9 protein-coding genes and 1 tRNA gene are annotated in these 14,186 nt (G+C 51.7%); 6 read left to right on the plus strand and 4 right to left on the minus strand.

What is annotated here, in order from left to right:
• Positions 1-84: 84 nt before the first annotated feature.
• Both J2I46_RS20170 and J2I46_RS20175 read right to left on the minus strand, forming a co-directional pair.
• On the minus strand, positions 85-1,320 hold the full coding sequence (locus J2I46_RS20170; RefSeq protein WP_207330861.1) for a site-specific integrase: 1,236 nt from the start codon (positions 1,318-1,320) through the stop codon (positions 85-87).
• A 142-nt stretch (positions 1,321-1,462) separates the two neighbouring features.
• Positions 1,463-1,534: transfer RNA gene (locus J2I46_RS20175), tRNA-Glu, on the minus strand.
• Between the two features lie 199 nt (positions 1,535-1,733).
• Between J2I46_RS20175 and J2I46_RS20180 the strand changes: the two genes are divergently transcribed.
• The 6 genes from J2I46_RS20180 (at position 1,734) to J2I46_RS20205 (ending at position 11,932) form a co-directional block, all read left to right on the plus strand.
• Positions 1,734-4,340: a M14 family zinc carboxypeptidase gene (locus J2I46_RS20180; protein WP_207330862.1), complete on the plus strand. Its 2,607-nt coding sequence runs from the start codon at positions 1,734-1,736 to the stop codon at positions 4,338-4,340.
• 192 nt (positions 4,341-4,532) lie between these two features.
• Positions 4,533-6,284 carry a GMC oxidoreductase gene (locus J2I46_RS20185; protein WP_207330863.1) on the plus strand — a complete coding sequence of 584 codons (1,752 nt, stop codon included), beginning with the start codon at positions 4,533-4,535 and terminating at the stop codon, positions 6,282-6,284.
• Complete coding sequence (locus J2I46_RS20190; protein WP_207330864.1) at positions 6,281-6,895, plus strand: gluconate 2-dehydrogenase subunit 3 family protein; 615 nt, start codon at positions 6,281-6,283, stop codon at positions 6,893-6,895. The genes J2I46_RS20185 and J2I46_RS20190 overlap by 4 nt, the downstream gene beginning before the upstream one ends.
• Before the next feature lie 159 nt (positions 6,896-7,054).
• Positions 7,055-9,622, plus strand: coding sequence for a YfhO family protein (locus J2I46_RS20195; RefSeq protein ID WP_207330865.1), 2,568 nt, complete (start codon positions 7,055-7,057; stop codon positions 9,620-9,622).
• Between the two features lie 244 nt (positions 9,623-9,866).
• A complete protein-coding gene (locus tag J2I46_RS20200; RefSeq protein ID WP_207330866.1) occupies positions 9,867-10,604 on the plus strand; it encodes a class I SAM-dependent methyltransferase in 738 nt (245 codons plus the stop codon).
• Positions 10,605-10,699: 95 nt separating this feature from the next.
• Complete coding sequence (locus J2I46_RS20205; RefSeq protein ID WP_207330867.1) at positions 10,700-11,932, plus strand: hypothetical protein; 1,233 nt, start codon at positions 10,700-10,702, stop codon at positions 11,930-11,932.
• A 40-nt stretch (positions 11,933-11,972) separates the two neighbouring features.
• Here the strand turns inward: J2I46_RS20205 and J2I46_RS20210 are convergent, their stop codons facing one another.
• Both J2I46_RS20210 and J2I46_RS20215 read right to left on the minus strand, forming a co-directional pair.
• The gene (locus J2I46_RS20210; RefSeq protein ID WP_207330868.1) at positions 11,973-12,878 is read right to left on the minus strand and encodes a S66 peptidase family protein; all 906 of its coding nucleotides are present in this window, start codon (positions 12,876-12,878) and stop codon (positions 11,973-11,975) included.
• Positions 12,879-12,904: 26 nt separating this feature from the next.
• Positions 12,905-13,957: an ion channel gene (locus J2I46_RS20215; RefSeq protein WP_207330869.1), complete on the minus strand. Its 1,053-nt coding sequence runs from the start codon at positions 13,955-13,957 to the stop codon at positions 12,905-12,907.
• Between the last annotated feature and the right edge of the window lie 229 nt (positions 13,958-14,186).

Here is a 14,186-nt window from a genome sequence, read left to right on the forward strand (position 1 = left end):
TACACAAAGGCAGGCTGGTATTAGTACCGCTGCCTGCTGCCTTACTACAGCCCCCCCCCCGCAGGGCAGCTTACTGTCCCCTGGCTATTTCCAGGCATCCAGGATAAGCCTGTTTTTCCATTCGTCAGCAATCTTGGCGTAAACCATTGTTGTCTGCAGTCGACTATGTCCCAGTGCCTTGCTCACCACCTCAAGTGGAATTCCCTTAACAATGGATAGTGTAGCATACGTATGTCGGGCAATGTGCGAACTCAGCAACGACCACTTTGGCACGGCCTTTACCACCATATGACCGTTCTGCTTGATCAATGTTTCTGTTGGCTGGCTAATGCCGGCGAGCTTGGCTATCTCTTTCAGGTTGTCGTTCATCTTCTGATTCGACAGAACAGGCAGCAGCCTATATTCCTCCGTATAGTTCCCCAGCACCCGGGCCGCTTTAGGCAGGATAGGCACCTCAACAGATTTGGTACGGCCCACTTTACGGCTGACTGATTTTTCGGGGATAAACGTGAGTACATCATACCCGCCTCTCGGCTGAATATTGGCGTTGGTGATGCGCCGTAGATCACTGTAGCGAAGACCTGTCCAGCACTGAAACAGGAAAGCATCCCGCGTTCTGGATAGATGGTCAGGCAATTCAGCCCGCTCCAGTTTCTCCAGTTCCAGTTCATTCAGCCAAATACGTTCTGTATCGATCTTCTGGCTACTGATTTTTGCCTGTTGTGGATGCAGCTTATGCCCGTTTAGCCGCAGGGCATTGAAAAATGTGGCCAGGTGCTTGCAGACACAGCCAATGGTATTGGGATGCAGCCCTTCGGCATCCAGAAATTTGAGGAATGATTTATGCTCAGCGTTGGTGTAATGCGTTATATACACTTTACCTTTTGATCGTTGCCAGCGAAGGAGCCTGGCTGTAGTGGAGCCCATCGATTTTATGGTACTCTCCTTGTAGCCCTCATTTTTGCATTGCAACCGGTACTGCTCATACCGGGTAGCCACATCCTCAACTGCTACGGGCGATTTAGACGCATTCAGTCCAGCCCGCAGGGTGTCATTCGTGATGGGCAGGCCATCGTTGCGCAGATCCCGGTAGGTATTGGTCAGCCGTTCCCGCAGCAGCTGTAAGTATTCGTTGGCCTGTTGATAGCCAGCCATGGACCGTCTGAACTTTTCTTTGTCTTTGTCCCATTCTGCCAGCTTACATTTTTCGCCGGTGGGATAGACCAGTTCGGTATCGCCATGGTTGAAGCGCATGTAAATGGGGTACTCGCCTGATTTGGTTTTTCTGCTCTCAGTAAGGGTAAACTTGATTTTATTCATTTTAGCGTTCGGGGATTTGTTCGGGGATGGTGGGTAGTATATCCCGCTAAATCGAGTAGCGCACCGAATGCAATATAAACACAAAACCCCTGAATATCAACGTATTCAGGGGTTTTTACACTACTATAGTAGTGATACTAAGTGATCGATACGGGACTTGAACCCGTGTCGCTGCCGTGAAAGGGCAGTGTCCTAACCGCTAGACGAATCGACCGTCTTTGTGAAAGACCTGACGTGTTTTTGATTGCTCAATTACGCCGTCAGCGAATCGTGATGCAAAAGTACAGCGATAAGCGTAAAATGCAATACCCACCCCTAAAATTTTCTTCTAAAAATGGGTTAGACCTCTTTTACTGCTATTTTTGATGAGTAACAATTAGCTCAATTTCAACTCGTTTCACCCCGCCATCGGCATGAAAAAAATTTTCATTGCTTACATCCTTTGTTGTACGTATCTGCTCTACACGCCGGTCTTTGCCCAAAGTTCTCTCCCCTCTCCGGCTCAGTTTCTGGGTTATTCTGTCGGAGAACGATATACACCTCATCATCGCGTTATTGCCTATGCCGAACAAGTTGCCCGGCAGGCCCCCACTCGTATTAAAGTAATTCCGTATGGCACCACATATGAAGGTCGCCAGTTAGCCGTGGTGGCGATTGGCAGCGAAGCCAATATCGCTCGCCTCGACGAAATCAGGACCGATAACCTGCGCCGTATCGGCATGCTGTCGGGTAAGCCTTCCGGCAACCCGATGCCCGCTATTCAGTGGCTGAGCTACAACGTTCATGGGAACGAAGCCGTCAGTTCGGAGGCATTTATGGAGGTCCTCTATGGTTTGCTGGAACCAGGTAAAGCCAGTTCAAACTTTACCGTATCACCAAAGATCCTGGAAACCAGCGTGGTCATTCTCGATCCGGGTCTTAACCCCGACGGGCACGATCGGTATGTAAACTGGTATAACCAGATGCAGGGTCGGGTGGCCGACCCCACGCCGTTTTCCCGCGAGCATAGCGAACCATGGCCCGGTGGTCGATACACACACTATTATTTTGACCCAAACCGCGACTGGGCCTGGCAAACCCAGGAAATCACCCAGCAGCGAATGACGCTTTATCAGCAATGGATGCCACACCTACACGGTGATTTTCATGAGATGGGTGTTGAAAGCCCGTACTATTTTGCCCCCTCAGCGAGACCCTTTCACGAAGACATCACGCCTTTTCAGCGGCAGTTCCAAACTGTTGTCGGCCAGTATTGCAGCCGCTACTTCGACAAGAACCACTGGCTGTACTATACCCGTGAGCGATTTGATTTGTTCTATCCGAGTTACGGCGATACATACCCAACATACAACGGGGCCATTGGTATGACCTACGAGCAGGGCGGAAACAGCCGGTCTGGCTTAGCCATTCGGAAAGCTGACGGCGACACCCTGACGCTCCGGCAGCGCATCGATCATCACGTAGCCTCATCCTTTGCAACGCTCGAATCAGTAGCTGATCGATCGGCAGAGGTCGTGAAAGAATTTGGCGCATTCTTCGACAAAGCACAGACATCCCCCGTAGGTACGTACAAAACGTATGTTGTTAAAAGCGGGGGTGATGACGGTAAAGTGATGGCCCTGCGCCAATTGCTCGATAAGAACCACATCCTGTACGGAACAGCCGGAAAAGCACAGACGGTTTCCAGCGGCTCATCAGCGAAAGGCAAGTCGTCAGGTACGTCTTCCGGGGTATACAACTACATGACACAGGCCACTGACAGGAACCTGTCAATTGATGAGCAGGACCTGATTATTAGTGCTTATCAGCCGAAATCAACCCTGTTGAAGATCTTGTTCGAGCCAAAGTCGATGCTGGAAGACTCCGTGACGTATGATATCACGGCCTGGTCGCTGCCTTATGCTTTCGGCTTGCAAACTTACGGTCTCACCAGCCGGATCGACCCGGTGGCGATAACGGCTAAACCAGCGTCTGTTACTACCGTTGACCGCCCGTATGCCTACCTGGCCAACTGGCAGTCAATGCCGTCTGTACAATTACTGGCCGGCCTCCTGAAAAAGAAAGTCCGGGTACGTTCGGCCGAAAAACCATTCGAACTGAACGGTAAGCAATACAGTGCAGGTACGTTGCTGATTACCCGGGCGGGCAACGAACGCCTCGGCAATCGTTTCGATGAGTTGGTTCGACAGGAAGCGGCCGCCTTAAACATCACCTTGTTCCCCGTTACTACCGGCTTTGTTACGAAAGGATCAGACTTCGGATCCGATTTTGTAATGTCGCTGAAGACACCCCGTGTGGCGGTTGTATCGGGCGAAGGCACGGCCGCTACGTCGGTGGGTGAAGTATGGCACTACTTCGATCAGGAGTTGAAATATCCGGTAAGCCTGGTCAACGGTGCCGACCTGGGGAGTGTTGACTGGACACAGATCGATGTGCTCGTACTGGCCAATGGCTACGGATACGGGCGTTTGCTCAACGATCGTACGCTGACAGCCATACGTGACTGGATTCGTGGAGGTGGTAAACTGATTGCCATGGAGCGGGCCGCTGCCGCTCTGGTGGGAAAAGAAGGCTTCGACCTGAAAGAAAAAGACGAGAAGAATGATCAGGACAAATCAAAAGGCAAAAAAGCCCTGACCGATTCGCTGAAAATTTATGCCGATCGCGAACGTGTAGCCGTTTCAGATGAAACACCGGGCAGCATCTACCGGCTGAATCTCGACGCCACCCATCCCCTTGGCTTCGGTTTGTCGGGCGGTTATTTCACATTGGTGCAGGATACCCATACCTACGATATGCTGAAAGACGGCTGGAACGTTGGCTACCTGAAAGACAGTAACCTGGTGGCTGGTTTTGCCGGCAAAAATGCGAAAGAGAAATTGAAGCAAACGCTGGCCATTGGGGTGCAGGATCTGGGTAAAGGACAGGTGATCTATCTGGCCGACAACCCACTTTTCCGCGGATTTTGGTACAATGGCAAACTCCTCTTTGGTAACGCTGTCTTCATGAGCGGTAATTAAGCCGCAAACAGCCTAACTCCGTAATCCTCAGCTTGGAAAACCGGCGCGGTCAGTATCTGTTCAGGCTGTACACCGTCCGTTTTCCAGGCTGAGGATTATTGCCTTATAAGTTTCCAGGGTTTACCATAGGGATATTCGGCTAAAAAGTAACTTTACTATCTGTAACTCATCCAAATCACAAACGGGTACTTCATGGATTCTTTTCACATTAAGGAAACACCTACCGTATACGACGTTGCTATTGTTGGCTCCGGCGCTGGTGGCGGCATGGCTGCCTATATGCTGGCTAAAGCCGGCGCTAAAGTAGTCCTGCTCGAAGCTGGTGGTTATTTTGACCCCGCCGACCCGAAGTACATTACTCAACTGAAGTGGCCCTATGAATCACCACGCCGGGGGGCGGGCACTACACGGGCATTTGGTGATTTCGACGCGGCCTGGGGTGGCTGGCAAATTGACGGTGAACCTTATACAGCCGCTGCGGGCACCGAATTCCACTGGTTCCGGTCGCGGATGTTGGGTGGCCGTACCAATCACTGGGGCCGTATCTCGATGCGTTTCGGGCCCGATGATTTTCGCCGTAAATCGTTGACTGGCGTTGGCGATGACTGGCCGATCACCTACGACGATCTGGCTCCGTATTATGACCGGGTTGATAAGCTGATCGGCGTGTTTGGCTCGAAAGAAGGCATGCGCAATGAACCAGACGGTCACTTTCTGCCCCCACCGAAGCCCCGTCTGCATGAGTTGCTATTGCAGAAGGCAGGCAAGGGCATTGGTATTCCCGTTATTCCGTCGCGGCTGTCAATTCTGACCAAAGCGATCAACAATGAGCGCGGCCAGTGTTTTTATTGCAATCAGTGTAATCGGTCTTGCCAGGCCTACGCCGACTTTTCATCGTCGTCGGTCTTGTGTATTCCGGCGGTTAAAACAGGTAATGTAACGCTCATCAACGGCGCCATGTGCCGCGAGGTGCTGACCGATCCGCAAACGGGTCAGGCTACAGGAATTAGTTTTGTGCATACAGGTACGTTGCAGGAGCATACGGTTCGCGCCAAGGCGGTTATGTTGGGCGCCAGTGCCTGCGAATCAGCGCGGATTCTGCTCAATTCAAAGTCGGCCCGCCACCCGGATGGCCTGGCCAACAGCAGTGGTGTGATTGGTAAGTACCTGAACGACTCTACGGGTGCTTCCCGGTCGGCGTTTGTTCCGGCGCTGATGGACCGGGTGCGGTACAACGAAGATGGTGTGGGCGGTATGCACGTGTTTACTCCCTGGTGGCTCGACAATAAGAAACTCGATTTTCCCCGGGGTTACCATATCGAATATGGCGGCGGAATGGGCATGCCTTCGTTCGGTTACGGGATGAACATGGAAAACATGAATGGCAAATACCCGTATAAGAATGGCCAAACGCTACCCGCCGGTGGCTACGGATCACGGCTGAAAGAGGATGCCCGCCGTTTCTATGGTGCCTACATTGGTATGGCAGGTCGGGGTGAACCGGTGCCCCTGGAAAGCAACTACTGCGAAATTGACCCAACGAAAGTTGACAAATACGGCATTCCAACGCTGCGCTTCAATTATAAATGGTCTGATTACGAAGTAAAGCAGGCCAAACACATGCAGGATACCTTCGAAGAAATAATTAGTTCGATGGGAGGCATACCACTTGGCGAGAAACCTGGCCCCAATACCAACCACGGGTATGGCCTGGAAGCCCCCGGCAAAATTATTCATGAGGTGGGAACAGTGCGGATGGGCAATGATCCTAAACGGTCAGCGCTGAATGCATTCCAGCAGGCTCATGAAGTAAAGAATCTCTTCGTCGTTGATGCCGCTCCGTTCGTTACTCAGGGCGACAAAAACGTAACGTGGACCATCCTGGCCTCGTCAATGCGCACGTCTGAATACCTCATCGATCAAGTCAAAAAGAAAAACATATGAAACGCAGAGATTCACTTAAAGCCTTAACGCTGAGTAGTCTCGGCATGGCTGTTGGTCCGGCAGAAGCGGCTGTACCGGCTCCGCCCGACAAGAAAGTGCCCCTGAAAGTACCCGGCGGCCGTCAGGCTTTTGAAGCTGAACGTGACGCGAAGCTGAACGCAGAGAAATTTTTCACACCCGCTGAACTCAAGACGGTGACATTGCTGTGTGATATCATTTTGCCCGCCGATGCCAAATCGGGGAGTGCGTCGCAGGCGGGTGTTCCGGCGTTTATCGAGTTTATGATGAAAGATCAGCCCGCCAACCAGACACCCATGCGCGGTGGGCTGGCATGGCTGGACAACCAGTGCCGCAAACGGTTTTCCAAACCGTTTGCCGACGCGACTAAAGCGCAGCAAATTGAGATGGTTGATCTGATCGCGTATCCGCAGAAGGCCACGCCGGCTATGTCGCAGGGTGTGGCCTTTTTCAACCTGATGCGCAACTTCACCATGACGGGGTTTTATACCAGTAAAATGGGTATCGAAGACCTTGGTTATATGGGCAACACCCCTAACAACTGGGACGGGCCGCCAGAAGCCGTGTTGAAGCAGTACGGACTCCTGAAATAGGCAGAAGGGAAAAGGAGGAGAGGGAGAACAGAGGAAGGGAAAGTTGGAAAGGAACGATGCAGTTTGTACGTTCTGCTCCCGCTCCACCCCTTCTTCCGTTCTCCCTCTCCTCCTTTTCCCTTTCCTACCCTTCCTCCTTTTTTCCTACTTTTGCCCCATATGGAACAACGTACCCTCTTTCAGCGGCTAAAGCCTCATTTGCTGTTTATTCTCGGGCTCTTCATTCTCACCTCTGTCTACTTTCTGCCAGCGTGGCAGGGAAAAGAATTGCCGCTTCAAGACGTCAGGCAGGGTAATGCCGCTACGATGGAATTGAGGCAGTATAAAAAAGAGACCGGGCAGTTCCCCAACTGGACCAACGCTCTCTTCAGCGGTATGCCCGGCTACCTCATTGCCCACGATTACCCGAACACCTATGTAGGTCTGGCCGCTGCGGCCGTGCTTAGGCTATTCCCCCGGCCTGTCGACGTGGTATTCATGCAGATGCTTGGCATGTACATCTTGCTGGTTGTGTTGCTGGGCAGATCAGGTATTGACCGGGAAACTGACGCAGCAGATACGCCACTCTCTGGCTCATCGCGGGGGTGGCTGGCTGCTATGGGGGCGGCGGCCTACGGGCTGGCCTCCTGGAATCTGATCACCATTGAAGCAGGGCACATTTCTAAAATTCTGGCGCTGGGTTATGCACCCGGTATACTGGCTGGTCTGGTACTCTGCCTGCGCGGCCGTTACTGGCCCGGAGCCGCCGTTACGGGTCTGTTCGCCTGTCTGAACATCAGCGCCAACCACGTTCAGATCACCTATTACCTCTTTCTATGTGTCGGTATATATGTGCTCATTGAAGGGATCCGGCTGGTTAGAATCGGCCAGGTACGTCGGTTGCTCATTGGGCTGGCTGTTTTTGGGATTACAACGGGTATCGGCATGGCGTCGTTCAGCAAACGCCTGCTGGTGCTGAACCAATATTCGAAAGAAACTACGCGGGGCAAGTCAGAACTTACGGCGAAAACAACGGCTGTTGCAGCTCCCGGGCAGGCAGCAACCGCTAAACCCGCCGACGGCCTGGACGAAGACTACGCATTTCAATACAGTTATGGCGTAGGCGAGGCGCTGACCATGCTGATTCCAAACCTGTATGGCGGACTGGCTGGCGCTGGTGGACTGGACTCGAAATCAGATACTTATCAGGTCCTGGTTAGCCGAGGTTTATCGGCCGACGAGTTGATTGGGCAGATACCGACCTACTGGGGCAGTACAAACGGGCCAGCGTATGCAGGGGCCATCTTAGTGTTTCTGTTTGTACTGGGCCTGCTGATCAGCAAATCGTCGTTACGGTGGTTCATGCTTGGCGGATTGCTGCTCACACTGTTGTTGGCAATGGGCAAGAACATGCTGTGGTTCAACGGTTTTCTGTTCAGCGTTCTCCCCTACTTCAACAAGTTCAGGGCGGTGACTATGACCCTCACCATGACACCAATCTTCCTGGGGGGCGGAGCGGCGCTGGCGCTGCAAGCCCTGCTTACTCAAAGGCCAACGTTCAAAGACATTCAACGTCCTTTTCTGATTGCTTTCGGCCTGACCGGGGGTGTTGCCCTCTTACTGGCGCTGCTTGGCGGTAGTTTGCTCGATTTCCAGGGCGAAAACGACGCGGCCATGTTTGGCGCCGATGCAGCTGACCTGCTGCGCGCACTCCGTAGCGACCGCGCCAGCCTGCTCAGGGCCGATGCATTCCGGGCGTTCTTCTACATCGCCGTGGCTGGTGGGCTTATCTGGCTCTACCTGACCGAGAAACTGAAAGCCGGTCTGTTATTACCGTTGCTGTTTTTGCTGAATACCATCGACGTGTACAGCCTGGGGCGGCGGTTTATCAATAATCAGAGCTTTATCCCCCACTCCACCGTTGATTCGGCTTTCGAAGAGACGCCCGCCGACGCACAGATTCTGCAAGATAAATCACTGAGCTACCGCGTATTCGACAATTCGAACGGCAATTTCGATTTCATGAGTAGCAACCGGGCATCCTATTTCCATAAGTCGATTGGGGGATACAATGCCGCCAAGCTGCAACGCTATCAGGAAATGATTACCTACGCGTTTAATAGCAATGCAGATAATATCCTGAACATGCTGAACGTGAAATACGTAATTGCACCGCCCGTCGACAGCACCGGTCGCCCGTCGGGAAATCCGGCGGCACAACAGAACCCCAACGCACTGGGTAACGCCTGGTTTGTGCAGAGCGTCCAGCAGGTTGCCGATGCCGATGCCGAAATGGCCGCGTTAAAAACGTTGAATGCTCAACAGACAGCCGTGGTTGATAAGCGATTCGCCGACCAGTTGAAGGGCCTTCCAGGTACGTTGGCTCCTGCAGGATCGATTCAGCTAACGGCCTACTCGCCCGACAAGCTAAGCTATCAGAGCGATAGTCCAACTGAGCAGGTGGCCGTTTTCTCGGAAGTATATTACCGGGGCAACGACGACTGGAAGGCGTATGTTGATGGCAAAGAAACACCCCACTTCCGGGCCGATTACATCTTGCGGGGCATGCGCGTACCAGCAGGCAAACACACCATCGAATTCCGCTTCGACCCACCCGTTGTTGCACTGGGCAACAGCCTCGACCTGATCGCTAATATTCTGTTAATCAGCCTCGTTGGAGCTGGCTTGTGGTTTTCGTTACGTGGAACAAAACAAGTTAGTGCCGGCAAGACGACCATAGGTGTTTAGGTACCTGCAGGAACGTACCTGAACGGTATAAACGAGTAGGGCCACCGCTGAACAGCGGTGGCCCTACTCGTTTATAAACAGTTGGAAAGCGTACAAATACACACCGCATTCAGCGATGAGCCCCACCTCATCCAACAGAAGGTAACAGATTGATAACCACTTAATCTATATCGAAAATCTGTACGCGCCAGCACTCGTATATTCGTACGCCTACTTCGCTACACAACCACTCAAATGCCAGCCAATGCCAACTGACTATAACGCCATTGCTAAAGAGTATCAGGCTTCAAAAATGATGCCCTGGCGAAAACACGTCGAGTCATATACCTTTTTTCAGTTGGTAGGCGAGCTGGCCCATCTGAATGTGCTCGACCTGGCTTGCGGCGAGGGCTTTTATACCAGACAACTTAAGCTCAGGGGGGCCGCCGGGGTAATGGGCGTAGATATTTCGGATGCGATGATCCAACTTGCCAATGAAGCAGAAGAGCAGCAATCACTTGGTGTCACCTACCATTGCCAGAATGTCTTATCACTGAATCTGAACAAAAAGTTTGATCTGATCACCGCAACTTACTTGCTCAACTATGCACAGACTGCTGATGAATTGCAGCAGATGGGACAGATCATTACCAACCATTTAAAACCTGGCGGGCGTTTTGTTACCATTAACAGCAACCCTGATTACCAGGCTCCCGTCGAGGCGATGTTTCCCTACGGCTTCACCCGCGAAAATGCCGGTTATGAGGAGGGAGCAGAAATCACCTGGCGGTTTTATCAACCCGACATGTCTCACATTGCCGTTGTAAATTATCATCTGGCTAAGGCCACTCATGAAACAGCGTTAAGTCAGGCTGGTCTTACCCAGATTCACTGGCATTCGGTAGGTTCTTCGCCAGCAGGCACCCACGATCAGGCAGAAGACTACTGGACAGCCATGCTGGATTATGAACCAATAATTGGGTTATCGGCAGTGAAACTGTGATGCAGCCTTGTCAACAGAGTATACATGTCATATTGGTGAGAATTCGACTGTCTGAATTGGCGTAAAACGAACCGCTCCTACTCAATATACTCCCTATGAAAAAGCGTTTGCCTCTACTTCAAGCACTACTAATTCCCATTCTGTACGCATTATCTGGTTGCGGCAATCAGCCAACTACTTCAGATCAGCAAGCTACCAACCAGGAAAAACCGGCTGATACCTACGTGTCTGGAGATGACTATGTCCTGTTCGAGCGAGTGCGTATACTCGACAAAAATGGCTTTACTGAACCTCAGGAAGCCTACAGTATTCTGTTGCCAACGGGTTGGAAAAGCGACGGTGAAATAAAGTGGAATGCGCCGGGGTCATCGTGCGCGGGCACATTTTCTCAGCTGACGGCCAAATCGGCTGATGGAAAGTTCAGTTTCGAGATTTATCCCGATGTCATTTATTCGTGGAATACCAGTCAGGAGCTGAGGCAATTTAACCAGAACAACAGCAGTTCTTCGCCTAACTGCGCATACAGAGAGCCGATGCAGGCAGAGCAGTATCTACGAGATGTATTTACTCGGGAAGAACTGAACAATGCTGAGCTGATAAAGATAGAACCCGCTCAGGCCGTGGTCGAGCAGATGCAACAATCGAATGAAGAAAGCCAACGGGAGTTGATGCAATATGGAGCAGGTCAAATGCAGTTCGATCAGACGGCAGTGAATGCTGAAGTACGCTGGCCGGATGGCCGGGAGGGATTAGTCGTGTTGGGCGTAACCACGCTGGAAACGGTTGTGCCAAATATCTATACTGGTACATCTGATAAAATTTACACAACTCAGGTAACCAAACGCACCGTCTTTACATACCCTGCCAGCGAAAAGGAGCGCGCTATAAATCAGTTTGCTGTTCTGATGAGTAGCATCCGGACCAACCCTACATGGAGCGATGCCGTTAAAGGTTTCTGGAAAGACGTGCGAGGAAAAAAACACATTGCCCACGTTGGCCGAATAAAAATGATGGATGATCAGACCCGTACTATAGGCCAAAACGCGATCCGTAACGGGGAAGCCCGGCTGAGGAGCATGGATTCCGATCTAAGAAACTGGGAAGAGCGACAAAACTCGCAGGATCGCATCCACACAAATTTTATAAAAACCATTCGTGAAGTAGAAAACTACCAGGATGCCACCGGAAAAGTTGAGCTAACCTCAGCGTATAATCATGCCTGGAGCAAAGGAGACGGTAGCACGTTCATTATGAGCAACAATCCTAATTTCGATCCGGCGGCTACATTCCAGGATCAAAGCTGGAAAGAGATGAAGAAAGTGGATTAGACCATTGACGCTGTACCTTCTGTGCGATAAGCGCCAGCGGTTAAAAGGCCAGTGAACCTCCTTCATCCGCTACTGTTAACGTACCTGGCAGGCCTACGGGCATAGCCAGGTTACGCCCTTCATGGCCAATTGGCATACCAAACGCTACCGGGTACGTATAGCCCGATACTGCTTCAGCAATAAGCTCATTGGCCGTTTTACCTGATGGCGATGTCAGGTTATCGCGCATGTCGGAGAACGTACCTACGAGCAGGCCGGCCAGGTTAGCTAATTTACCCGCCCGTCGAAGTTGAATCATCGTTCGGTCGAGTGAGAAGACAGTTTCGTCAATGTCTTCAATAAACAGCAGTTTGCCGGTCCAGTCTACATCTGACGACGTACCCAGTGCGTGAATCAGCAGCGACAGGTTCCCACCAGCCAACGTACCTACGCCCGTTCCTAAGCGATTGAGCGTGTTCGGCTTCGTTACATAGGGTGCAACAGGCTCGCCAAACAACCACTGACGAAGCGTTTCTATATCGTCTTCCATATCGTCTAGCCTGAATTGGCGGGGCATACTGGCGTGAAGGCTTGCCACGCCCAGTTGTTGAAGGTGGCTCAACAGAATCGTTATATCACTGAACCCAACCAGCCATTTCGGGTTGGTAAGCAACGGCGTGAGGTCGAGTTTTTCAACCAGACGATAGGACCCGTAACCACCCCTGGCCGCAAAAATTGCGCGCACAGATGGATCATTGATAGCCTGCTGAAGGTCGGCAAGGCGCTGCTCATCCGTACCGGCAAAAGCACCAATGCTGGCCTGTAAATGAGCACCTTCCAACACGGTCAATTGCCAGTCGTGGCGCAATAGGTGAAAGGCCTTATTCAGGTCGTCGTACGGAAGTGGGCTGGCCGGAGCCACGATAGTTACGGTATCACCGGGGCGTAGAAAAGGAGGAGTAATCACAGTTACCAGTTAGCAGTTACCAGCTATCAATTGAGTTCGGCGGGAATGGTTTCGTCGAGTTGGTCGAGGTCTACCAGCGTGGCCCGGCCAGCCAGAACGGTCGCCGTAAACATAGGTTTAAATTTCTGGCCCCAGCGAATTTCGTCGTAACGATACGAGAAACGACTGTGTACCGCCTGGTTGAACGTATCTTCAACACCACGCAACAAGATCAGGAATTCCGTATCTGATTCGGCTAGCTGCTCGGCGGTGCAGCCATAGAGCGGGCTCTCGTCGGTAATCGGGTGTACCAGTGTCCAGTTGGCCGGAAAGAAACTCACCTTGCTGCGTTCCAGTTTTAGCGGGTAATACCGGCGATACAGAGAACCGTCGGGCTTTCTGTCGAGGCGGGAGAGCGATACCTCCACTTCAACGTCAATCAACTGGTTGGTGCGCTGGTTAATAATGCGGAACATCCAGCCGTTGATGTCCAGGTAAGGCGCGAAAACCGAATTGGTCGAATAACGGATACTGGCCACCGGGCGCGAAAAACGGCCATACATTAAACCTGTGGCCATAGCAAATAGCAACAAGCCAAACATAGACTCAACGGCGGCTAATGCGCTGGTCCAGTACCCCATCGGGCTTATGTGGCCGTAGCCAACGGTAGTCAGTGTTTGTGAACTGAAGAAGAACGCCCCCATGAACCGGCCAATGGCTGTGTTTGGGGTTACTTTGTCAAGCCCAACCAGGTTCTCGTAGCCCAACAGGCTGTAGAACGTAGCAAAGAGGGTATTTGACGAGATATAAAAGGTAAAGACAATGCTCAGAAACTTCGGCCAGGGCATCGTAATCAGCGTGTGGTACAGGTTCACCTGATTCCAGAATCCCTGATGCGCCCGTACTACGTTGAAACTGCCGTCTTTGTTAACCAACCGGGAAGATGCATCGTTGATGGCCGTACCGAAGCCAAGATCTTCCCGTTTTACTTCCTGTTCAACCAGCGTACTACTACCACGGCGGCGGTCGGCCAGACGTTGCTGAAATGATTTATGTGGCAGCAACTCGGAGGATAACGGTTGTTTAGTCTTCTTAATCATACAGTGGAGGGATTCGTCAGTAGTACAAATCTGTCTATCGATTGATTCACAACATTAGTTAGAAGCGGTACAACGTTTATGCTTTGAAAAGCATCTATGCCTATAGTTACTCGCCCCCCATGAATGGAGAACTTAAACTTATCTGGCCCGACTTTATCTAAAAGTTGCTTTCCGAGCGCGTTATCAGCCTTTCTTTGCTTAACCTCATCATCCACCTACCTGAACTATC

This window comes from Fibrella forsythiae, assembly GCF_017353175.1.
GTDB classification, from domain to species: Bacteria; Bacteroidota; Bacteroidia; order Cytophagales; family Spirosomataceae; genus Fibrella; species Fibrella forsythiae.

Bases quoted from the DNA above. Each gene is read 5' to 3' on its own strand.
- J2I46_RS20170 (WP_207330861.1), bottom strand. From the start codon at position 1,320: ATGAATAAAATCAAGTTTACCCTTACTGAGAGCAGAAAAACCAAATCA.
- J2I46_RS20180 (WP_207330862.1), top strand. From the start codon at position 1,734: ATGAAAAAAATTTTCATTGCTTACATCCTTTGTTGTACGTATCTGCTC.
- J2I46_RS20185 (WP_207330863.1), top strand. From the start codon at position 4,533: ATGGATTCTTTTCACATTAAGGAAACACCTACCGTATACGACGTTGCT.
- J2I46_RS20190 (WP_207330864.1), top strand. From the start codon at position 6,281: ATGAAACGCAGAGATTCACTTAAAGCCTTAACGCTGAGTAGTCTCGGC.
- J2I46_RS20195 (WP_207330865.1), top strand. From the start codon at position 7,055: ATGGAACAACGTACCCTCTTTCAGCGGCTAAAGCCTCATTTGCTGTTT.
- J2I46_RS20200 (WP_207330866.1), top strand. From the start codon at position 9,867: ATGCCAACTGACTATAACGCCATTGCTAAAGAGTATCAGGCTTCAAAA.
- J2I46_RS20205 (WP_207330867.1), top strand. From the start codon at position 10,700: ATGAAAAAGCGTTTGCCTCTACTTCAAGCACTACTAATTCCCATTCTG.
- J2I46_RS20215 (WP_207330869.1), bottom strand. From the start codon at position 13,957: ATGATTAAGAAGACTAAACAACCGTTATCCTCCGAGTTGCTGCCACAT.